The 22,355-nt window shown below is 61.3% G+C and carries 20 protein-coding genes and 1 tRNA gene; 16 read left to right on the top strand and 5 right to left on the bottom strand.

All coding sequences use genetic code 11. The features are described 5' to 3' along the window. The first annotated feature begins 59 nt into the window (after positions 1-59). Complete coding sequence (locus tag AB4Z15_RS14630; RefSeq protein ID WP_442017836.1) at positions 60-344, top strand: hypothetical protein; 285 nt, start codon at positions 60-62, stop codon at positions 342-344. A gap of 82 nt (positions 345-426) precedes the next feature. On the opposite strand, the gene AB4Z15_RS14625 is transcribed toward AB4Z15_RS14630, so the two are convergent. Continuing rightward, a tRNA-Leu gene (locus tag AB4Z15_RS14625) sits at positions 427-509 on the bottom strand. Between the two features lie 268 nt (positions 510-777). Here AB4Z15_RS14625 and AB4Z15_RS14620 point away from each other — a divergent pair. After that, positions 778-2,082, top strand: a complete 1,305-nt coding sequence (locus AB4Z15_RS14620) for a M20/M25/M40 family metallo-hydrolase (RefSeq protein ID WP_442017835.1) — start codon at positions 778-780, stop codon at positions 2,080-2,082. A gap of 30 nt (positions 2,083-2,112) precedes the next feature. Beyond that, positions 2,113-3,273, top strand: coding sequence for an acyl-CoA dehydrogenase family protein (locus tag AB4Z15_RS14615; protein WP_442017834.1), 1,161 nt, complete (start codon positions 2,113-2,115; stop codon positions 3,271-3,273). Positions 3,274-3,305: 32 nt separating this feature from the next. Here the strand turns inward: AB4Z15_RS14615 and AB4Z15_RS14610 are convergent, their stop codons facing one another. Next, positions 3,306-3,539, bottom strand: a complete 234-nt coding sequence (locus tag AB4Z15_RS14610) for a DUF5703 family protein (RefSeq protein WP_216925728.1) — start codon at positions 3,537-3,539, stop codon at positions 3,306-3,308. Positions 3,540-3,578: 39 nt separating this feature from the next. On the opposite strand from AB4Z15_RS14610, the gene AB4Z15_RS14605 reads away from it, so the two are divergent. The 13 genes from AB4Z15_RS14605 (at position 3,579) to AB4Z15_RS14545 (ending at position 17,995) form a co-directional block, all read left to right on the top strand. Continuing rightward, positions 3,579-3,836: a hypothetical protein gene (locus AB4Z15_RS14605; RefSeq protein WP_431115260.1), complete on the top strand. Its 258-nt coding sequence runs from the start codon at positions 3,579-3,581 to the stop codon at positions 3,834-3,836. Between the two features lie 276 nt (positions 3,837-4,112). Continuing rightward, positions 4,113-5,810 carry a sugar transferase gene (locus AB4Z15_RS14600; protein WP_442017833.1) on the top strand — a complete coding sequence of 566 codons (1,698 nt, stop codon included), beginning with the start codon at positions 4,113-4,115 and terminating at the stop codon, positions 5,808-5,810. A 103-nt stretch (positions 5,811-5,913) separates the two neighbouring features. Then, positions 5,914-7,023 (top strand): Gfo/Idh/MocA family protein, encoded by a 1,110-nt coding sequence (locus AB4Z15_RS14595; protein WP_442017832.1) that lies wholly within the window; start codon positions 5,914-5,916, stop codon positions 7,021-7,023. Continuing rightward, the gene (locus AB4Z15_RS14590) at positions 7,020-8,039 is read left to right on the top strand and encodes an NAD-dependent epimerase/dehydratase family protein (protein ID WP_442017831.1); all 1,020 of its coding nucleotides are present in this window, start codon (positions 7,020-7,022) and stop codon (positions 8,037-8,039) included. The genes AB4Z15_RS14595 and AB4Z15_RS14590 overlap by 4 nt, the downstream gene beginning before the upstream one ends. Then, positions 8,036-9,202: a DegT/DnrJ/EryC1/StrS family aminotransferase gene (locus AB4Z15_RS14585; protein WP_442017830.1), complete on the top strand. Its 1,167-nt coding sequence runs from the start codon at positions 8,036-8,038 to the stop codon at positions 9,200-9,202. The genes AB4Z15_RS14590 and AB4Z15_RS14585 overlap by 4 nt, the downstream gene beginning before the upstream one ends. Beyond that, a complete protein-coding gene (locus AB4Z15_RS14580; protein WP_442017829.1) occupies positions 9,199-9,861 on the top strand; it encodes an acetyltransferase in 663 nt (220 codons plus the stop codon). Before AB4Z15_RS14585 ends, AB4Z15_RS14580 begins: the two co-directional genes overlap by 4 nt. Then, positions 9,858-11,324, top strand: a complete 1,467-nt coding sequence (locus AB4Z15_RS14575; protein WP_442017828.1) for an oligosaccharide flippase family protein — start codon at positions 9,858-9,860, stop codon at positions 11,322-11,324. The genes AB4Z15_RS14580 and AB4Z15_RS14575 overlap by 4 nt, the downstream gene beginning before the upstream one ends. After that, positions 11,321-12,595, top strand: a complete 1,275-nt coding sequence (locus tag AB4Z15_RS14570) for a glycosyltransferase family 4 protein (protein ID WP_442017827.1) — start codon at positions 11,321-11,323, stop codon at positions 12,593-12,595. The genes AB4Z15_RS14575 and AB4Z15_RS14570 overlap by 4 nt, the downstream gene beginning before the upstream one ends. Before the next feature lie 170 nt (positions 12,596-12,765). Then, positions 12,766-13,761 carry a glycosyltransferase gene (locus AB4Z15_RS14565; protein ID WP_442005335.1) on the top strand — a complete coding sequence of 332 codons (996 nt, stop codon included), beginning with the start codon at positions 12,766-12,768 and terminating at the stop codon, positions 13,759-13,761. Next, on the top strand, positions 13,758-14,597 hold the full coding sequence (locus tag AB4Z15_RS14560; RefSeq protein ID WP_442005334.1) for a hypothetical protein: 840 nt from the start codon (positions 13,758-13,760) through the stop codon (positions 14,595-14,597). The genes AB4Z15_RS14565 and AB4Z15_RS14560 overlap by 4 nt, the downstream gene beginning before the upstream one ends. 2 nt (positions 14,598-14,599) lie before the next feature. Next, complete coding sequence (locus AB4Z15_RS14555) at positions 14,600-15,316, top strand: hypothetical protein (protein ID WP_442005333.1); 717 nt, start codon at positions 14,600-14,602, stop codon at positions 15,314-15,316. Next, the gene (locus AB4Z15_RS14550; RefSeq protein WP_442005332.1) at positions 15,300-16,658 is read left to right on the top strand and encodes an O-antigen ligase family protein; all 1,359 of its coding nucleotides are present in this window, start codon (positions 15,300-15,302) and stop codon (positions 16,656-16,658) included. Before AB4Z15_RS14555 ends, AB4Z15_RS14550 begins: the two co-directional genes overlap by 17 nt. 2 nt (positions 16,659-16,660) lie before the next feature. Then, positions 16,661-17,995, top strand: coding sequence for a hypothetical protein (locus AB4Z15_RS14545; RefSeq protein WP_442017826.1), 1,335 nt, complete (start codon positions 16,661-16,663; stop codon positions 17,993-17,995). Here the strand turns inward: AB4Z15_RS14545 and AB4Z15_RS14540 are convergent, their stop codons facing one another. From AB4Z15_RS14540 to AB4Z15_RS14530, 3 genes are all read right to left on the bottom strand, one after another. After that, positions 17,996-18,835, bottom strand: coding sequence for a glycosyltransferase (locus AB4Z15_RS14540; RefSeq protein ID WP_442005330.1), 840 nt, complete (start codon positions 18,833-18,835; stop codon positions 17,996-17,998). Then, complete coding sequence (locus tag AB4Z15_RS14535) at positions 18,832-20,760, bottom strand: WecB/TagA/CpsF family glycosyltransferase (protein WP_442005329.1); 1,929 nt, start codon at positions 20,758-20,760, stop codon at positions 18,832-18,834. Before AB4Z15_RS14535 ends, AB4Z15_RS14540 begins: the two co-directional genes overlap by 4 nt. A gap of 185 nt (positions 20,761-20,945) precedes the next feature. Then, the gene (locus AB4Z15_RS14530) at positions 20,946-22,352 is read right to left on the bottom strand and encodes a sugar nucleotide-binding protein (RefSeq protein ID WP_442017825.1); all 1,407 of its coding nucleotides are present in this window, start codon (positions 22,350-22,352) and stop codon (positions 20,946-20,948) included. Between the last annotated feature and the right edge of the window lie 3 nt (positions 22,353-22,355).

Below are 22,355 nucleotides of genomic sequence, written 5' to 3'. Positions count from 1 at the left end.
AGGCCATGACTTTGTGCATGCACTCAGTCGTATTCGAATATATGTTCTATTCTTAGTCCATGAGACCCAAGCAAGACTCCAAAGCCTTTGCCCGCATGATGCTGCAGACCGAGGCGGAGGCAAACCACCCCAAACCTGACGATGGCAAGATCATGGAGCTCAAGCAGGGTGCCCAACCGCTTGTCCGTGTTGGTGAGGTGTACGGACGTGCGATCAAGTACACCCGTACCTATGGCCTGGTGGAGTGGATGGATGATCGGCGGGACTATCACGTGGAATGGTTTCCGGCCGGACAGATCAAACGGGTGGCCCAGGAGTCATGGAGGGGCTGGCCGTTGGCTTAGCAAACGGTATGAATGATCGGACAAGCGTCACCCAGGGTGGCTGAGGGCACAAAAAAACCCCGGTTTCCCGGGGCCTTCTTTGTGCGCGGAGGGGGACTTGAACCCCCACCCCCTTTCGAGGACTAGCACCTCAAGCTAGCGCGTCTGCCATTCCGCCACCCGCGCAGGTGGTGTTCAGAGAAGCCATTCTGCACCTTCCGGTGCTTCACTTTCCTCCGAAGCAGCGAGAAAAACTCTAACACGGTTTGAAGCAACTAAAAAATCGATGCTGGTGAGGACCGGGTGCAAGCTTTCAACCCGTGGCGATGCCCGGAATTGCTCAACCGACGGCGCTTCCGGTGAGTAGGCTGGTGGAACACGGGACGGTAGAACTGCGGGGTCCGCAGTGCGCGTCGCCGGCACCTGCAGCCCAGCCAACGCAAGGAGAATTTCCATGTCTGTCATCCGCCCCGAAGATGAAGTTGTCCGGATCTGCCAGGAGCTCATCCGTATCGACTCCTCCAACTTCGGCGACGACACCGGACCGGGCGAACGCGCTGCTGCGGAGTACACGGCTGGCCTGATCACGGAAGTGGGTCTTGAGGCCGAGATTTTCGAGTCCGCACCGGGACGCGCCAACGTCGTCACGCGCATGGCGGGGGAGGACCCCTCAGCCGACGCGCTGGTGGTCCACGGACACCTGGACGTTGTGCCGGCCCTGAAGGATCAGTGGAGCGTTGACCCCTTCAGTGGTGAGCTGAAGGATGGACTGATCTGGGGCCGCGGTGCCGTGGACATGAAGGACATGGATGCCATGATCCTGTCAGTGATGCGGGACTTCGCCAGGACTGGCCGCAAGCCCAAGCGGGACATCATTTTTGCCTTCTTCGCAGACGAGGAAGCGGGCGGTACCTATGGCGCCCGCTATGCCGTGGAGCACAGACGAGAATTGTTCGATGGGGCCACCGAGGCTATCTCCGAAGTGGGTGGATTCTCCGCGACTATCGGTGGCCAGCGGACCTACCTGCTTCAAACTGCAGAAAAGGGGCTGTCCTGGTTGCGCCTGGTTGCCCATGGACGGGCAGGCCACGGCTCGCAGATCAATACAGACAACGCGATCACCAGGCTCGCGGCCGCAGTCACCAGAATCGGCGAATACAAGTGGCCTGTGGAACTCACTCCCACCACCAGGCAGTTCCTGGACGGCGTGACTGAACTCACCGGCGTCGAATTCGATGCGGACAACCCGGACATCCTTCTCAAGGAGCTTGGCACCGTTGCCCGCTTTGTTGGTGCGACGCTGCAAAATACCTCCAACCCCACCCTGCTCCGCTCGGGCTACAAGCACAATGTCATCCCGGAATCGGCGGAGGCCTTCGTGGATTGCCGCACGTTGCCCGGCCAGCAGGAACTGGTGTTCGAGACCATCAAGGAACTCGCTGGGGACGGCATTGAGATCAGCTACGTCAACAAGGACGTCTCCTTGGAGGTGCCGTTCGCCGGCAACCTGGTGGACTCCATGATCGACGCCTTGCACTCGGAGGACCCGGGCGCCAAAGTGCTTCCCTACACTCTCTCCGGAGGTACCGACAACAAGTCCTTGAGCAAGATCGGCATCACCGGTTATGGCTTTGCTCCACTGATGCTGCCGGACGAGTTGGACTTCACGGGCATGTTCCACGGGGTGGACGAGCGGGTACCTGCGGAGTCCCTGCAGTTCGGCGCGCGCGTCCTCAACAGGCTGCTGAGCAGCTACTAAGAAAGCAAGATTCGGGAGGGCAGGTTCGCGATGACTCCAGAGGAAATCCTTCCGGATGCACTGTTGGAACGGCTACGCGGGCGGGCGGCCGGTTATGACCAAAATAACCTCTTCTTCCACGAAGACCTTGAAGAACTGGCAGCCGCCGGTTACCTGAAACTGTTCGTGCCAGTTGCCGACGGCGGTATGGGACTTGGCCTCGAATCGGTGGCTGCGTTGCAGCAGCGCCTCGCCACGGCCGCCCCGGCCACAGCGTTGGCAATCAACATGCACTTGGTGTGGACCGGCGTCGCGCATGTCATGGCCGCCAGGGGAGACGACTCGCTGGACTTCGTGTTGAAGGAAGCCGGCAAGGGGGAAGTGTTCGCTTTCGGGATTTCGGAAGCGGGCAACGATTCAATGCTGTTCGATTCCACTACCGTTGCGGAGCCGCTGCCTGACGGAGGTTATCGCTTCACCGGACGGAAGATCTTTACGAGCCTGTCCCGTGGTTGGACCCGCCTGGGAACGTTCGGCAAGGACGCGGAGGGCAGGGACGGAGAGGGCGAATTGGTTTTCGGCTTCATCCATCGTGATGAACCCGGGCACGAGACCCTTAACGATTGGGACACCCTGGGCATGCGGGCCAGTGCCTCGAACACCACACTGTTGAAGGGAGCGGCGGTTCCTTCGGAGCGGATCTTCCGTAAACTGCCTGTCGGCCCCAACCAGAACCTGCTGATCTTCGCCATCTTTGCCTGCTTTGAGACCTTGTTGGCGGCCGTCTACACGGGATTGGCGGAGCGCGCCTTCATGCTGGGCGTTGAAAGTGTCAAACGACGGGTCTCGGCGAAGCACGGCGGACGCAGTTTCGCCCAGGACCCGGACATTCGCTGGAAAGTTGCTGACGCGGCCCTGGCCATGGACGGTATCTATCCCCAGTTGTCGGCAGTAGCGCGCGACGTCGACAATCTGGTGGACCATGGACCCCAGTGGTTCCCCAAGCTTGTTGGACTCAAGTCGCGGGCCACGGAAAATGCCCGCTACGTGGTGGATCTGGCGATCAGGGTCACGGGAGGATCCAGCTACTTCCGCGGCTCGGAACTGGAACGCCTCTACCGGGACGTACTCGCTGGAATTTTCCATCCATCTAACGACGAATCGGCGCACAACACCGTGGCGAACGCCTGGCTGGGGCCCCTGGACAGCTAAAGTCTCGACAGCTGAGGCACGTGGACAGCTGACTAAACCGTGCGCTGAACGGAATAGACTTTTCGGCGCAACCAGAAGCGTCTGCCGCCGCCCAGGTACAGCCGGCTGCGTTCCAACTCCCACTTCCCGTACTCCGAGTGCTCAGCAAGCCGTCGCCGGGCTTCGGGCAGTGAATCGTCAGGTCCTACCGTCAGTACGAGGTACTCGTACTGACGTGCATAGTCACGTTGGCGCTCTTCGGAGCTGCCTCGAAATTGTTCCTTCATCCCTCTCCATTTTCGTCCTTTTCGGGCTAACGTGAAGTCATGAGCATCGATCCGCGTGTCGCGCTTCAGTCACTGACTGCTGCCCTGGAAGAGCACTTGGCCGCCGCTTCCGCCCGTCGGGGCGAGGGTGACCCCAACGTCGAGGCGGCGTTCTTCGCCGTCGCAGATGCCTTCGAGGTTTACGAAGACGCCTTGTACGAGGCATATTCCGAGGTTACTCCGCTGCAGGTGTTTGATGACGAGGAAGAGGACGATGACGAGATCCTGGACGAAGACCTCGAAAGCCTGGAGGACTAGGAACTTTCAATAGGCGGCAACTAACCGGTCACCGGCGGTGGCCGGTTTCTTGTGTCGTTTCGCGACCTGTTTGTCCTGTTTCCAGCCCGAAATGTAGCGGTTTTCGGTGCTGCAGTGAGGCTTAGAGCACGTAGTCCTGCCTCATCCGGCTAGGTACTGGCACGTAGGAGCCATGGGTAAACCTGCGCAAAGTTGAGTACCGACTACTGGTGCGCCTCCTGACAGCCGCCGCTTCACTGGGATGTAGGCAACGGCAGGTCTGCGAAGAAGGCTGACATGGTAAAAGTTCCAGTCTTGCGTTCGGGCAAGGTGGCGGCCCCTCAGGGTCCGCACGACTTTTCCTTGGGCGCGGCGTTCACCGCGAAACCTGGTGTTGTCGATGTCAATCCGCCGGCGTCTCCCTGGATTGACAAGTCCGTTGCTGCACAACGGGCTGAAAAGGCGGGACTGGCGGCGTTGAGGGCAGATGTCACCCTGGACCTCAAGCCGCCAGTCACCCACCGCAAAGCCCGCAACTCCTCCTCTTTGGCCGATCGGTCAGACCGGTACGAAGGGGCCGGCTGGACCAAGGCGCTCACCAACGGTCTTCGCTGGGCAGACAGCGCCCTGGTAGGGGCAGCAGTCACATCCGGATTCTTTCTAAACACTGACGGTCTTGCCGTTGCGCCAGGCGGCGCGGGATATGAGCGGCACCTCATGCTCGGTTTCATACTTGGCATTGCCTGGCTGGGCGCACTGGAGGTCTACCGGACACGGGATCCGAAAGTACTTGGGGTTGGGGCCGAAGAGTACAAGCGTGTCCTGTCGGCAAGCCTGCGCGTTTTCGGCTTCCTGGGGCTCGTGGCAGTCGTTGTCCGGCTGGAGTCAGCAAGCTCCTTCGTCCTGGTGTCCCTGCCCGTCGGCTTAGTGGCCCTGACAGGCAACCGGTGGATGTTCCGCCGCTGGCTGACGCGCGAAAAGTCACGCGGCCGGTGCCTGTCCCGTGCCATTGTGGTGGGGGAGCCACAGGACGTCAGATACGTCATCAAGCAAATCAACCGGAAGTCCGGTGCCGCGTACAACATACTGGGGGCATGCCTTCCAGGGGCGCGGCGGGGTGCCGTCCTGGTGGTGGATAACGTGCGGGTTCCCGTGTTGTCATCGATTTACGGCATTGCCCACACTGTGCGTCAGACGGGCGCCAACGCGGTGATCGTTGCCGGTCCGGTCCCTGGCGGCAACCAGTTCATCCAGGAGTTGGGCTGGCGCTTGGAAGAAGATGCCGCCGAACTGGTACTGGCAGCAACGTTGACCAACGTGGCCGGCCCGCGCATCCACTGGCGCCCCGTTGAGGGCCTGCCCTTGATGCATGTGGATATTCCGCACTACTCCGGTGGCAAACACACACTCAAACGCCTCCTGGACGTTGTGGTCTCGGCTGCTGCGTTGCTTTGCTTGGCGCCACTGCTGGCTGTTTTGGCGCTGATTGTCAGGTTGGACAGCCCCGGCCCAGTGCTCTTCCGGCAGGAACGGATTGGCAGGCGAGGCACCACCTTCCAGATGCTGAAGTTCCGTTCGATGGTGGTTGACGCCGAAGCGCGGCTGGAAGAACTCAGCGGAAAAGACCAGGGCGCCGGTGTCCTCTTCAAGATGCGCGAGGATCCCCGCGTCACCAAATGCGGCCATTGGATGCGCAAGTACTCCTTGGACGAGCTACCCCAGTTCTGGAATGTGCTGGCCGGGAACATGAGCCTGGTGGGCCCCCGTCCGCCGCTCCTGCGCGAAGTCAGTGGTTACGAAAGGCATACCCATCGCCGGCTGCTCATCAAACCTGGAATTACGGGCTTGTGGCAGATCAATGGACGATCGGACCTTCCCTGGGATGAAGCTGTCCGGCTGGACCTCTACTACGTCGAAAACTGGTCGATAGCGGGCGACCTGATGATCATGTGGCGGACCTTCCGGGCCATGATCCAGCCCTCCGGTGCCTACTGATGGGCTGGCTGGAACGTACTGGCTGATCCGAGACACGTCGAGCAGCCCCAAAAGCATTACCTGAGAAAGAACCGAGCTATCCAACACAGAATCCGAGTGGAAAATGAGCATAGGAACTATTCCATCAGGCCACCTTAACGGCCACGGGATGACCCCGAAGTTACGGATCGCCGTGGTCGGAGCGGGATATTGGGGCCCGAACCTCGCCAGGAACCTCAAAGCCAGCCCGGATTGGGAACTGGTGGCAATTTGCGATCTTGACGTGGAGCGCGGACTTCGGCTGGCTGAAACGGTAGGCGGCGTCGCCGTCGTCGAGTCCTTGGACGAACTTCTGGACACGTACAACCTGGACGCCGTCGCCGTCGCGACCCCGGCGCACACGCATCACGGAGTAGTGATGACCGCGTTGCGGGCCGGCATGCACGTTCTCGTCGAGAAGCCACTCGCGGATAGCCGCGCCAAGGGCCTGGAAATGGTGGAGGAAGCCAAGGCCCGCGGCCTGGTCCTCATGGCAGACCATACCTATTGTTTTACTCCGGCGGTTTTGAAGATCCAGGAGCTCGTCTCCAGTGGGGCGTTGGGCGACATCTTGTATGTCGACTCCGTGCGCATCAACCTCGGACTTGTCCAACCGGACGTCAATGTCTTCTGGGATCTTGCACCCCACGATCTCTCGATCCTGGATTTCGTCCTGCCAGGAGGCCTGCATCCCACCGAGATCTCTGCACACGGCGCAGATCCCCTGGGTACGGGCCGCGACTGTGTAGGCCACCTGACCTTCGGCCTGCCAAACGACGCCATGGTGCATATCCACGTGAACTGGCTCAGTCCCACCAAAATCCGACAGATGATCATTGGCGGCTCAAAGCGGACGCTCGTCTGGGACGACCTGAACCCCCAACAACGCCTCAGCGTCTATGATCGCGGCGTCAGCCTGGAACAGCAGCCACGGTCAGCGGCGGACAAAAAGAACTCGGCCATCTCCTATCGCCTCGGCGATACCTGGTCACCGGCGTTGCAGGAACGCGAACCGTTGGGCCAGGTCGTCGCCGAGCTGGCCGGATCCATCCGGAACCACACGATGCCGCGCACCAGCGGCGAATCCGGACTCAGGGTCCTCTCAGTCCTGGAAGCCGTCACCCAAAGCCTTGGAACAGACGGCCAGTCAACCATCGTTGCCGGCAACGAGGTCGCTCTCCAGGTCGCACAGTGAAGAAGCTGCTCGGCGCCAACGTCCTGGTCACCGGAGGCGCCGGAACCATCGGATCCACCCTGGTTGACCAACTGGTCGACGCCGGCGCGGCGCACGTGGACGTCCTGGACAACCTCGTCAGGGGGCGCCGGGCCAACCTCAACGATGCGCTGGCTACCGGACTCGTACAGCTGGTGGAAGGTGACCTGCGGGACCGGGACCTGATCCACGACGTCACCAGGGGCAAAGATCTGGTTTTCCATCAGGCTGCGATCCGCATCACCCAATGCGCCGAGGAACCACGGTTGGCTCTTGAGGTCCTGGTGGACGGAACCTTCAACGTGTTCGAAGCCGCCGTTGAGCACAACGTGGAAAAGGTCATCGCGGCGTCAAGCGCCTCGGTCTATGGAATGGCAGAAGAATTCCCCACCACCGAGAGGCACCACCACCACAACAACGACACCTTTTATGGGGCCGCGAAATCGTTCAATGAGGGAATGGCGAGGAGCTTCCGGGCCATGTCCGGCCTGGACTACGTCCTCCTGAGGTACTTCAACGTGTACGGACCCCGCATGGACGTCCACGGCCTCTATACGGAGGTACTTGTCCGATGGATGGAGCGGATAGTCGACGGCGTTCCGCCCCTGATCTTCGGCAGCGGCCACCAGACAATGGACTTCATCCACACCGCCGACGTCGCAAGGGCCAACATCCTCGCAGCCGCAAGCGATGTCCGAGAGGGTGTCTATAACGTGGCCAGCGGCATCGAAACCAGCCTGGCCGAACTCGCACAAACACTGCTCCGGGTCATGCAATCCCCGCTGCACCTTGACCACGGACCTGAACGCGCAGTCAACGGCGTCGCTCGCCGACTCGCAGACGTCACCGCCGCCAAACGGGACCTTGGTTTTGAAGCCGCAATAGAACTTGAAGATGGACTCCGCACACTCGTCACGTGGTGGCGTCCCCTCCGTGAAGAAATCGCAGCCTCCCGGCAGCTGGCCCGGCCCGAAACACCCTCAGTAGGTGCACGATGACCACCTCCGAAACTTCCCTGGCACGCATCGACGTGATGAAACCGTGGCTTGGGGAAGAAGAAGCCCAAGCAGTGGCAGAGGTCATCGCTTCCGGTTGGGTGGCGCAAGGCCCCAAAGTCAAGCAGTTCGAGGAAGCCTTCGCCATGGAGCAACAGGCTGCTTTCGCCGTCGCGGTTTCCAGCTGCACCTCAGCCCTGCACCTGGCACTCGCCGTGGCCCGGGTTGGTCCGGGAGACGACGTCGTTGTTCCCTCCTTCTCCTTCATTGCCACGGCAAACGCCCCCAGTTATGTAGGGGCCCGGGTGGTCTTTGCCGACGTCGACGTACTAACAGGTTGTGTCACCGCTGAAACGATTGCCGCCGCGTTGACGCCTGCTACACGGGCCGTCATAGCCGTGGACCAAGGCGGAGTACCCGTGGATCTCGATCCCATCCGGGCCCTGTGCGACCCCCTAGACATCATCGTGGTGGAAGACGCAGCCTGCGGCATCGGTTCCCGTTACCGCGGCCGTCCGGTAGGAGCGGGCGCCGAGCTGGTGGCTTGGTCCTTCCACCCCCGTAAGATCCTCACCACAGGCGAGGGCGGGATGCTGTCCACGCCGCGGCAGGACCTCGCAGACCGGTCCCGCCGGCTCCGCGAACACGCAATGAGCGTCTCAGCCGCGGACCGTCATGCCAGCATCCTTGCCCCGGCCGAGGAATATCTCGAAGTAGGTTTCAACTACCGCATGACCGACCTTCAGGCCGCCGTCGGAATCGTCCAACTCGGCCGGCTGCGCCAAGCAGTGCAACGCAGGCGCGAACTGGCCGCCAACTACGCCCAGGCCTTTGCGGGCGTCGAAGGCCTCCGTTTAGTGGACGACCCCGGATACGGAACCGGAAACTTCCAGTCCTGCTGGCTGGAAGTAGGCGACGCCTTCCCTATGGGAAGGGATGCCCTGATGACCCGCCTGGCCGAGGACGGAATATCGGCACGGCGCGGCATCATGGCCGCACACCGGCAACCTGCCTACGCCCGGACAGCCAAGGGAGCGGTTTCGCTGGCAGCAACTGAATGGTTGACAGACCACACATTGATCCTGCCTCTGTACCACCAACTCACCCTGGGTGACCAGGTCCGGGTCATCGACTCAGTGCTTCGCGCGGCAGGACAGGGAAGATGACCGAGCTCCTCCTCATCGCCGCCAGCGGACTCGCCCGCGAGGTCCTGGCCATGGTCCGCAACACCGGACAATACGACGTCATCGGAATCCTGGACGACGACGAGGACAAACTCGGGCGCGTCGTGGACGGCGCCCACGTACTGGGCCCCATCCGCGATGCTCTGACCTTCCCACACGCCATGCTGCTGGTCTGTATTGGATCGGGCCGAGGACGCGAAAGCGTCGTCATGCGGTTACGCACCCTGGGCCTTGCGGAAGACCGCTACGCAACGGCGATCGACTCATCTGTACATCCGCCGGAGGGATGCAGGATCGGCCTTGGCAGCATTCTCCTGGCGAACGTCACCATGACGGCCTCCGTCACAGTGGGAAGCCACGTAGTAGCCATGCCCGGCGTCACGCTCACCCACGACGACGTCGTCAGCGACTTCGCCACCCTTGCCGCAGGCGTATCCCTCGGCGGGAACGTCCACATCGGCCGCGCAGCCTACATCGGCATGAACGCCAGCGTCCGCGAGCGCCGCACCGTCGGCGCCGGCGCAACCATCGGTATGGGAGCGGCCGTGCTTACTGATGTTCCTGAAGAAGAGACCTGGGCCGGGGTGCCGGCACGCGTTATCCGCCGCGGATTTTCTCCTGAGCTGGAGGATGCCTTGTGACCCTCCCGAGCCCTGTGCCCACTAAATCCAAACCCACACCGTCCAAGGCGTTTGTGATCAGCGTTGTCAACGCGTTCGTCACACGTCTGGGCACAATCGGTATCGGGATAGCGCTGGCGCGGCTGCTTGGCCCTGAGGAATTCGGAACGTATGCGGTGGCGTTTGTAGCACTCGTAGCGGTGCTGAGCTTCAACGAGTTGGGGGTAAGCCTGGCAATCGTGCGTTGGCCGGGTGACCCGAAGGCTATTGCCGGCACGGTGACCACAATCTCCACTGCATGCAGCCTCATTCTTTTTGCTGGTTCCTTCGTGTTGGCTCCCTATTTCACTAGCGCCATGGGCAACGAAGCCGCCACAGATGTAGTCAGGGCGCTGGCATTTTGCATCGTGCTTAACGGATTGGTAGCAACGCCGGCAGCGCTCCTTCAACGCAACTTCCAGCAGGGCCAACGCATGATCATTGATCAGGTCAATGTATGGCTGGGAGCAGCTGTATCCCTGGTTCTTGTCATCATGGGCATGGGAGCCATGAGTCTTGCCATCGGACGGGTGCTGGCCAGTCTGGTTTCCGCCGTTCTCTTCCTGGTCTATTCACCGTTACCGTATCGTTTTGGGTTCTCGCGGAGGTCAGCGAAACAGCTGTTGGCATTTGGGTTACCTCTGGCCGGCGCGAGCGCAGTGGTCTTTGCTGTGGGCTACGTTGACCAGCTCATTGCGGGAAGAATGCTCGGCTCTGTTGCTCTGGGTCTCTATGTCATGGCGTTCAATATGGCTGGATGGCCGTCGAGTTTGCTGTCCCAGCCGCTTCGCAGCGTGGCACCGGCGACTTTTGCCCGTTTGCAGGACAAACCCGAAGACATGAGTTCGGCCCTGTTGTCGCTGACCGGGGCGCTTGCAGCAGTCCTCTTGCCAACGTGTGCCGTCATGATGGGTTGTGCAGTCCCACTGGTGACGCTGGTCTATGGAGATGCGTGGGCTCCTGCTGGCGTGGCCCTTATCTGGCTCGCCCCGCTGACTGCCTTTCGCGTGCTGCACGAGTTGATTTACGACTACCTCGTGATTCTGGGATTGTCAGTATCGATCTTCACTGTCCAACTGGTTGCGCTGGGAGCTTTGGTTCCATCTTTGATAGCCGGTGCCCTTTTTGGTGGGATGCCGGGTTTGGCTGCGGCACCTGTTGCCGTAGCTGCTGCAGTGACCTCACCTTTGTACCTGAAGGCAATGCGGCGGGCAAAGGTTCCTCTTAGGGCTATGGCTGTCCGCCTGCTCCGCCCGGCTTGTGTTGCTGCCGGCGCGGGGCTTGCGTCCATGCTGTTGAGCCAGTTCATACGTTCACCCCTTGAAGCTGTTTTGGCATCCACAGGTGTTGGTGTTTTGGCGCTGGCAGCAACCCTGGCCCTGGCCCGGCACGATCTTGCCGGTGTCAGGCTCTGGGGCCGGGGCCAGGAGGTGTCTCTGGTATGAGGATCCTTGTTTATCCCCATGACCTCCGCGTGGGAGGGAGCCAGTTGAATGCTATGGAGTTGGGCGCCGCCGTTCAGCGCCTGGGCCATGACGTCGTGCTCTTTGGACAGCAGGGGCCGCTCGCGCAGAAGGCAGTGGAACTGGGTTTGGAATACGTGGAAGCACCGGCCCCCGGGAAACGACCCTCGCCGGCTGTCATCCACGCATTGGTCCGCACCGTCCGCGAGCGCCGAGTGGATATCCTCCACGGATACGAGTGGCCACCAGCGTTGGAGTGTTTGGTTGCCTCCAAACTGGTCCGCGGCACCACTTCTGTGGCCACGGTGATGTCCATGGCTGTGGCTCCGTTCATACCAAAATCCATGCCGTTGATGGTTGGTACAGAACAAATCCGGCACTGGGAGGCTTCCCGGGGCAGGCGGGACGTGCACGTTATGGAACCACCGGTGGATATTCTCGCCAACCAAGTTTCCGCCACGCCGGGGTTGAGAGCATTCAGGCGTAAGTTCGCCTTGACTGACGGTTTCCTGAATGTTGTGTGCGTTACCCGTCTGGCGCACGAATTGAAGCTGGAGGGCATCATCTGCGCCATGGATGCTGTGCGGATGCTGTCCGTTGAGGGGCCCGTTCGCCTGATCATCGCGGGAACCGGCCCGGCGAGGGCAGAAGTCGCTGCCAGGGCTGCCCTTATCAACGCAGCCACCGGTCGGGACACTGTGACCCTTACAGGTCAACTTTCCGATCCCCGCCCTGCCTATGCCGTTGCTGATGTCGTACTAGGCATGGGTGGCTCAGCGCTGCGGGGTTTGTCCTTTGGAAAGCCCCTTGTGGTGCAAGGCGAGAGAGGCTTTTGGGAACTCTTGACATCGGAGTCACTACCATCGTTTCTGTGGCAAGGGTGGTACGGATTCGGTCCCGGCACAGCCGGAGAAGGACAAATCGCTTTGGCCGCTATCCTGAGGCAACTCATGGACGATGATCAGCTTCGTCGCGGCTTGGGGTCCTTTGGCCGGCAAATCGTTGAAGAGCGGTACTCCCTGGACTCTGCGGGGCGACGTCAGGATCTCCTTTACCAGCGTTTCGCGGCTTCCCGCCATGGTCTGACTTCGACCATGGCACCTGAGGTGGCCGCAATGATCCGCTACTGCGGCTATGTGGGGAAGCGACGTGGTCAACGCGTGCTGGGACGGCTGCCCAGGGACGATTTCAATGCCCGTCCTGTCGCTATGACGGCCGCTGAATCGAAGCTAGCCGCGGCGGTGAAGGCATGAGCGGCACCATCATGTATATCTCTGGAGCGCAATGGGATGGAGTGCCCGGGACAGACAGGCTGCTGGCGGAGGCGCTGAGCGCCCGCACGAAGGTTATCTGGGTCGATCAACCGGTCTCAGTTGCCAGGGATGGGAACGTGCGTCGTCACGCGGTACGCAGCTTTTGTGGCATGGCTGAGACCGTGGCCCCCACAGTGGGCAGGTTGCGCGTCCCCGCCCTGCCCGGCTTCAGCCGGCCCCTGGTACGACGCTCCACAGAGGCCATCGCCCGGTGGACCCTGCAGTCGGCAGCGAAGAAGGTGGGCGACGGCATTGCAGGAGTGGTGAATACATCGCCCTTGATTCAGTTCCCCCGAGGACTATCCGCGCCCCGGCTTCTTCATCTGACCGATGATTGGCTTGCCTCAGCGAAGCTCATGGGATTATCCCGCCCCCACCTGGAACGGGTCCTTCGCACCAACATGGCTGCGGCCGATGTCGTCACAGCGGTGTCGCCCGGACTGGCACATAAAGCTTCTGAATTCTCAGGCCGGAAGGTGAAGTTCCTGCCAAATGGTTGCAGGCCCCCCGTTCCAGCCGAACCCGGAACTGTCCGCCAACCGGTCGCTGTGTTGATCGGCCAGCTTAATGAACGTTTGGACTTTGCCACCCTTGGTGATCTGGGCAGGACACGACTTCCCATTATCGTCTTGGGTCCGAGGACAGAACGAGAACGGTCCGCCCGGAGGAGCCTTGATGAATTCTTGTCCCGGCCGAATGTTGACTGGCGTGGCGAGGTACCCCCTGAAGAGGTTGCCAGGGTACTGGGTACGGCTGCCCTGGGCCTTACCCCTTACACGGATTCGGAATTTAACCGGTCAAGTTTTCCCCTCAAGACCCTCGAATATCTTGCCTTCGGAATACCTGTGGTCGCCACTGACCTTCCGGCCACGCGGTGGATTAGCTCCGAGTTCGTAAAGATAGCCACGACGTCGCAGGATTTTGTGGAACTTGTGCGATCAGGCCTTGAGACAGTGCTGACGTGTGAGCAGCAACGGGGAATCCAAGCCTCAGCACAGGAGCACACATGGGATGTAAGGGCAGAAAGCCTGCTTTCCCTTTTGGGTGTGCAACAAACCACGGAGCGGGTCAGTCAACGCGCTCCCCGTCATATTGGGAGCACATGATGCAGCTGCGAACTGTTCTAACGAGTGTTGTCCGGCGCTGGTATCTGGTGGTTGCAGGCATCCTCGTTACGGGGCTGCTGTGCATGGCCATCCAAACCACGGCCCCGGAAAAATACAAGTCCCAAGCAAGCCTGGTCCTCATGCCGTCGAGCCAAAGCATCGGCGAGGCCGGGAATCCTTACCTCTATTTGGGCGGAATGAGCGAGGCCCTTGACATCCTGATCCGCAAAATCACGTCGCAGCCTGTGAAGGAACGGCTTCTGGCCAACTTCGGATCCGCCACCTACATCGCCGAGCCCGACCGCGGCACCAGTGGCGCGATTCTGATCATTACTGCCACTGCGGACAACCCCGAAGAGACCATGGCACTGCTGAAGGCGGTGATGGACGAAACTCCCCGCTCACTCAACGAAATGCAGGAAACCCTGAACGTCGCGGTGCCGGCCAGGATCACCACGATGAGTCTTCTCGTGGACCGGCAAGCCGTTCCCGAGGTGAAGGCCCGCACGCAGTTGGTCCTCATTGCCGGGGCTGGGGGGCTGGCACTCACATTGCTCCTGTCTGTCCTGGTGGACGGACTCCTGATGACCAAGGCCCGCAAGAAGCAAGCAGCAAGGAAAGATACCTTGCCGGAGGGCGACGCTTCTCCCTTTGAGGGCCGTGACACCGCCGAACATGCCACTGTCCACAGCCCGACGATGCTGGCAAAAGAGGCCGTGACCGCCCCCTCCGAGATCCGCCCCGGGGGATCCCGGAGCAGGCACACTTCCCACGACGCCAAGGAAACCGATGAAGAGATCCATGGCGTCCTGCCACTGTCCTCCGGGTCAAGCTAGCCATGACTGCGTCAACTTTCCTGGGGATACTTCTGCGCCGATGGTACATTGTGGCCTTCGGACTGGCGGTAGGCCTGGCTGCCCTTGGCGCGATCCGTTCCTCGGAGCCCGTCTTTTGGACCGAAGCTGACGTCACTTTCCTGGCCCCCGAACGCGAACCGGCCTACTGGATCTCGGGTGGCAGCGCCATGACCTTGACTGAATTCGCCGACATGGTCAAGCGCCGTGTCAACCAGGAAGCTCCGTCGGTGGACCTGGCCCTGACCAGGGGGACCCTATATGGCGCCGGCGTTCAACAGGGGTTCTCAGTGACACTCCCCGCCAGCGGTGGTCAATGGAACAAGACCTTCAGCCAACCCGTGCTCAAAGTTCAGGTGGTGGACACGAGCGCCGAAAGGGTGAACCAGGTTCTGGCAGGCATTCTTGACCGTATCAACGACGCAACGATCCAACTGCAGAACGAGGCATCCGTAAAGGCCGACCGTATATCCACGCAGACCACGCCGTCAAAAGCCGAGGTCATCTTCGGCGGCGGAACCCCCGTGACCCGCATGAAGGGCGCTGTAGCGTGGGCAGGGCTGTCTTTGGCCCTAACATCAGTAGCAACCCTTTACGCTGATCGCGTTTTGGTGCGACGGAAGCGTAACCGGATCAAACCCGCAGGGAAGCACAACCGGATCACGCCAGTAGAGGGGACAGTCCATGCATCCCTCCTATGAGAACACCAAGGATCCCGGCATCCTCAGCACCGCGAACCCCCCGGAGCGCAGGGACGTTTCCTGGTTTGTCATCGTTTACTTGGTGGCTACGTGCTTTATTCCGTCAAATCTGACCATTACAGCCTTGGGTTCCGTAGGCCGGCCAACCACGCTGTGCGGACTCCTGGCCCTGGCTTGGTGGCTGCTTTATCAGTTGCAACGGACCACGCCAACGCGCGCAGGCGTCCAAACAGTCCGTACCGCCATGGTGGTCTTTCTCGCCGCCGCCTTGACCAGCTATTCATTGGCAATGCTGCACGGTGTTCCTGATCCGGAGGCCAGCCCCGCAGACAGCGGCCTCATCCGTTTGGCCAGCTGGGCCGGCATCTTCCTTCTCATCAATGACGGACTGGCCAGCCGCCAAACACTGATCAAAGTGCTGCGAAGCCTCGTCATGGTCGGGACAGCGACTGCTGTCCTGGGATTGATGCAATTCGCCACCGGATCATCCCTTGTGGACTGGATCAGCATTCCAGGCTTCAGCGCCGCCTCGGAATTGACCGGCGTGCAATCCAGGGGCGGATTCATTCGTGCGGCCGGAATGGCCAGCCACCCCTTGGAGTACGGAGTGGTGCTCGCTGCCTCCCTTCCCATCGCCATAGCGCTCGCCGTTACTGACCGGGCCAAAGGCTGGATCCTGCGATGGCTGCCCGTGGCGGCAATCTCTGCAGCAGCTGTGCTATCCGTCTCACGCTCGGCACTGATGGCGTTCGGCGTCGCTGTGCTTGCCCTGATACCGTCCTGGCCCAAGAAGGTTCGGCGTGGTGCGCTGCTGCTCGGCATCGTGCTCGCGGCGGGAATGTATCTGGTGACTCCCGGGATGCTTGGCACCCTCCGCGGGCTTTTCACGGTGGGCACCGCAGACCCGAGCATCAGTTCGAGGACCAGCGCATACGCAACAGCTTTTGGCATGCTGGCAAACAACCCCGTCGTCGGACGTGGGTTCGGGACGTTCCTCCCGGACTACGTCATCGTGGACAATCAATTCCTCGGCATTCTGGTGGAACTGGGATTCGCTGGATTGGCAGCATTCACAGGGCTGATTCTTTGTGCCATCGTTGGCGCCTGGCGTGCACGGAAGCTGTCGACCGATGCACAAATGCGCCAGATCAGTCAGGCCGTTCTCGCCTCAATAACCGCGATCGCCGTGACATTCGCGTTCTTTGACGGACTGTCGTTCCCCATGGCAGCCAGCCTCTTGTTCTTCATGCTGGGAATCGCTGGTGCACTGTGGCGCTTGGCACGACAAAGCACCGGCGACGGAGCGACGCGGCCGCTCGATGGCAGGCCAGAAAGGCGCTAGCCATGAAGCGGAGAACAATCGCCAGGTTCGGCGCCCTTGCCGCGTTGTGCCTTCTGGCGACAACCGCGATGGTCAGCGGCGCGCCTATCCCAGGCCCGATCACTGCACCCGCTCCCAGCATCCAAACGCCGCACAGCACCTCGACCCCTATGCCTGGAATTGATGTTCGCGATGTCGACGGCGGCCTTGACTTCTACTCGCCATTCACGAATGCCTTACCCACGGAACCACATTTCTTCCCAGTCGGCGTTTGGTTCGAAAGCGCTTTGGAAAAGGACTACGTGGCAAAGGACCGCGCTGAGGGACTGAACACCTACGTTGTCTTAACCACAGATTCCGACCTCGACCTCGTCCGGGCTTCCGGAATGTACGCAATTCCGACGTTCGCAGCAGCCCAGGCATCAGGCTATGCCTTAGGCGACGAAGTGGACATGTGGGCTGGTGCAGGAGACGCTCCATGGACCGGTAAGTACCCGGGCGAAGGACCTATTTGCGTCCCGGAACAATCCAAATGCGGCTACACAGTCCAGAACCAGTTACGCGCCGCCGCACCACCAGGATCAATGATCTACGCGAACTATGGCAAAGGGATAACGTTCTGGCTCTCCGACGAACAATCACGGGCTTTCATCAACGGAACCCAGAATCTCGTATCAGCGGACACCTACTGGTTCACTGACCCCAACATCTGCGCCAAAACAGAGGGCGGGGCAATCAACGGCTCGACGAACGACCTGACGGAATCCGAATGCCGACTGGCAGCAAACTATGGGTGGACAGTTGAACGCATCCGAAAACTCACTGAGGGGAAAGCACCCGTCTGGGCTTTCGTAGAAGTCGGACATCCCTTTGAGGACTCGCCGCAGGCGACAACCATCAGCGGACCGCAAATTCGAGCAGCAGTCTGGAGCAGCCTCATCCACGGAGCCCGCGGGATCATCTACTTCAACCACAGTTTCGGCGGAGACTGCGTGACCCAGCATGTGCTGCGTGACTGCCCGGGCGAAGCACAATCCACAGTGACTGCCGTCAATAAGCAAATCCACGACCTCGCACCCATCCTCAATGCACCCTTTCTCGACGGCGCCACCACAGCCAGCGGCCCCGTGGACCTCGCCACTAAACTCCACAACAGCAAGCTCTATATCTTTGCCGGAGCGAACAAGAACACCGGCGGAGCAGCAACTTTCGCGGTGAAATGCGGCGGCAGCACCGCCGTCGTCATCGACGAAAACCGCACCATCCCCATGGTGAAGGGAACCTTCACCGATACCTTCGCCGACGGCAACGCGGTCCACCTTTACAGCATTGAAGGCGGCGGCAGTTGCGGCTTCTGACTAACGGCTGGTCTCGTCCCGCTCCCAGGCAGTCACCATATTGCCGGAGGACAGCGGACGACGGCGGCCCGCACCAGCGAACACGACGTAGACCGCGGCATCAAAAGCACTCAGCGGCCCCCTGACGGAGGCGATCAACTCACGTATGGTCCGCACAGCGGAAGCACCTCCGGACATGCGATCCTGCTGCGCGTTTCCCCGGTACGTACGCCTCAGGACAGACAACAATGCGGCACACGTCCGCGGCGTCCGGACAACCACAGGCTCGGTGGGCAGGACCGCCTTCTCCCGGGCAGAGAACAGCCGGTCCACATAGTAGTCATCACCTGTAAGGGCAGGAAACGTACCCAGCCGCTCATGCCCTGAATAGCTCAGCGCATACGCACCGGCACCCCAAAGCCTCTGGGCGTTACCCGGGATGCGGCTACGGGCGCGGTAGTAGGCCCTGACCAGCGCCGAAGCGCCTCGGGTGTCATATCGAAAGGCAGGACGGGCAGCCAGCAACCCGGTATTCTCCAGCGCCGCAAAGACCACACGCAGCGCCGAAGCAGGGACCTCAATATCGGCGTCCAAATACAGCCGCGGCCAACGCAGCGTCGCCTGGTCGGCAGCGTTCAACGCCTCGGTCTTGGACGCCTCAGTCACGTGAAGGACGCGGACACCTTCACACCTGGACGCAATAGCCTCTGTGGCGTCCACGCACCCATTACAGGCCACCACAACATCAACAGTGCCCCACGCAATGACCTCCCTCAACGCATCAAGCGTTCTGCCGATAACACGGGCCTCGTTATGCGCCGGGATAATGACTGCACCGGAGGGATGTGAAGCAGCAGTCATGGCATAACTGTGGTCGAGGTCCGAGTAGCGTGGGGGAGCGAGTCCCAACGCCGTTGACTTAGCACCGCCCACGCCGCAACCCGATGCCCGGGCTTATTCAAGCGGGCAACTTCCGCGGCCAGGACCACACCCCGGAAAGCCAGCGCCCGGCCACGCCCAAGATACTTAGCTGCATAGCGAACCCGATTGACGGACATCAACGCAGTCAGCTGCGGCGACGTGCCCGACCCCCCACCTTCGTGCCACATCCGGGCCGCGGGCTCAAACCAGATGGAAAAACCCGCATCTCTCACCCGGTGGCAATAATCCGTTTCTTCCGAATACAGAAAGAACTGCTCGTCCCAGGCACCCACCGCCGTCGCTGCCCCCGCACTGATTAGGAGAGCCGCACCCGTAGCCCAATCAACGCGATGCCCGTGCAGGTAACTCTCCGGATCAAAGTCCATCTCCGACAACCATCCAGGCCTGGCCTTCACATGACTGCCCAACGCAGCGTCACCCAGCGCTCGCAGGACGCCCGGCTCACGACGCAACGAAGGGTAGATACTGCCGTCATCGTCCAGCAGGACCGGCACCACCATGCCCGCCCCTTGCTCATTCATCCGCTTGAGCATGGCGGCGACTGCGCCTGGTTCGACGCGCAGGTCTGGATTTAGGACGAGGTAGCTTCCGGCGTCGCCGGCCGCCGACACCGCCGCGTTGATACCGCCGGCATAGCCGAGGTTTCCACCTGTTCGAACTGCTGTGACGTCGGGATGGTGCGAAAGTTGAAGGAGGGTGCTTTCATCAGGGGAGTTATCTGCCACGACCACTTTGATCGATTGATTCGTCGCTTCCTTCCGCAGGCCCGCGACAAGCGGCCCGACGTCGTCCGCATTATTGTAGGTGACAACAATCACAGCGACGTCGGCCCTGTCGGTCACCGGCACAAACGATCCCGGAGCCCGGCTGGGCACGGGCCCCGGGACGGACCTTGCAGCGATGGATGGCCGGGCGGCCTCCGTAGTGCTCGCCTCAATGTCACGACTGCTGGCCGTGCGCAATTTCACGTAGGCCTCCGGTCCTTCCACCAAGTACCGGCGGGCCAACCGGCGCGGTTCCAACATCAGGCGCCACGCCCATTCAAGACTGTGCGAGCTCACCCAGGAAGGCGCACGGCGAATATGTCCGGCCAGGAAGTCCACAACCGCCCCAAAGGCCAGGAGGACCTTGGCCCCGGTCAAATGGCCGTACTCGGATATCCATAGTTCCTGGCGGGGTTTGCCCAGACCGACAACAAGGATGTCAGGTGTTGTCTCCGAAATATGGGCTGCGAGCTGGCGGGAAGCCGTGTCGTCCCCAAGCGTTGGCCGGCCAGGCGCCCACCATCCGGCGACCTCCAGCTCCGGGCGCTCAACAGCGAATCTCGTCCGGATGAGCTGTTGCGTCTCCTCTGAGCCGCCCAGGAAGCCAACCCTCAGGCCCCGTTGCGAGGCCGAATCCAGCAGGTGCTCGATCAGGTCGCTGCCAGCAAGCCTGGGCCACGCCCTGGCCGTGAGGCGACGGGCTTGCGTCGCCAAGGGTGCACCGTCAATCAAGGTCAGCCACTGAATGGACGCTGGCTGGTCCAGCGTGCCCATCCACCGGCTTCCTGCGCCGAAATGGCGGATGTGGTCAAGATTTGCTGAGCATACGCCCATGGGGGTGGCCTCAGCGGAGGCTGCGCGATCCACAATTTCCTGCAGTGCATCATTGAGCTGCGTCAGTTTCACGGGGACCCCACCCAGGCAAACCCAGGTCCCTTCAGCGGTGCCCGGCCCAGCGTCAATCTCGCCCGTGGGAGGCTGAAAAAGGAGACGGCCGCCGTTAAGTCTGCCGAACGGGCGGAGGCGGGGAACTGTCAGGTGCGCAACGTCACCGACGGACGTAATTTTGGGAAGCAGCATTTTCGGCTCCGGGCTCGGGTCCAGCTCAAGGCACAACCATGTGGCCCACGATCCAAGGCTGCTGCACTGCTTGGATCGTGGCTGGCGGACAACTGCCGCCTCTACAACATGTTCACTTGAGGTGTCTCCCGGCCCCTGCTTGAGGCTGCCGTTAGGCCCACTTTAGGCCGTTTCGCCGGACTCCGCTAGACCTCCGCCTCAAGGTACTCAGCCAAACGCTGGGTGGCGTCCGGCGGATTAAACCCGATGGCCATCATCTTGGACAGGTCCAGGACGCTGCTGCGCGGACGAGGCGCCATTCCGGGCTTGGCGTAGTCGGCCGTTCTCACGGATCCAACCTGAGTGGGATCGGCCCCGCAAAGCCGGTAAACCTCCCTGGCGATGTCCGCCCAGGATTGCGGTTCGCCGCTGTTGCTGAAGTTGTAGGTGCCATAGGGCGCACCGCTCTGAAGCAAGTGCCGGATAAAGCCTGCGATGTCCTCTGAGAAGCTAAGCCGTCCCCACTGGTCATCGACGACGGCGGGTGAGACGCCTTGGGCGGCCAACCCGGCCATGGTGCGTACAAAGTTGCGGCCTTCGCCCACCACCCAGCTGCTCCGCACAATGTAATGCCTCGGCACGGAAGCGACAGCAGCGTCCCCTGCAGCTTTACTTTGCCCGTAGACACCCAGGGGAGTGGGCGTCTCCTCCTCCATGTGCACGGCGGCCGTACCGTCGAAAACGTAGTCGCTGGAGACATGGACAAGAGTCAGTGAATGTTCGACGGCGGTCCTGGCCAACCTGGACACTGCGGACGCGTTGATGCGCCAGGCAGCCGTACGGCCTTCCGCTGTCTCCGCCGCGTCGACTCCCGTAAAGGCTGCAGCATTGATGATGGTGGAGTACTTCCGCCAATCGGTGCCGAGATAGGAATCCTCTGTGGAGATATCGAACTGCGTTCGCCCGACGAAATCCACCGTCAGGTCGTCGTCGAACTCCTGTCTAAGGGCCTTGCCCAACTGTCCGTCCGCACCAAGGACCAACGTGCGCCGGCCCTGCATGGGCGCGACTGCCGCCAACCGGGGGTGGCTGCGGTCCTGCGGAGACAGGATGGCCTGTTCCAGTGGGATCGGCCAGGGTATGGCGACGTCTTCGTCGGCAAGGTTAAGGAAGGTGTATTCAGACTGGGCCGCGGCGCTCCAGTGATCGTTAACCAAGTACGAGTATGCAGTATTGTCCTCGAGCGTCTGGAAGGCGTTGCCCACGCCCCGGGGAACAAAGATGGCTTCTCTGGGGGACATCTCTGTGTGGAAGACCTTACCGAAAGTCGGGCCCTCACGAAGGTCCACCCAGGCACCAAAAATCCGCCCCGATGCGAGCGAAATAAACTTGTCCCATGGTTCGGCGTGGATACCGCGGGTTGTTCCACGGAGGGCGTTGAAGGAGATGTTGTTCTGCACAGGCCCAAAATCCGGGAGTCCCAAGGCCGCCATCTTTTCGCGGTGCCAGTTCTCCTTGAACCAGCCACGGTTGTCGCCATGGACCGGAAGATCGAAAAGGACCAGTCCGGGGATCGGCGTGGGTCTGGATCTTAGCTGGTCTGCCGGTTCCATGAG

The organism is Paenarthrobacter sp. 2TAF44 (genome assembly GCF_052114885.1).
In the GTDB taxonomy this organism is placed as follows: Bacteria; Actinomycetota; Actinomycetes; order Actinomycetales; family Micrococcaceae; genus Arthrobacter.
The sequence above is the reverse complement of the archived record's forward strand: the minus strand, read 5'-3'. Positions and strand labels throughout refer to the sequence as shown.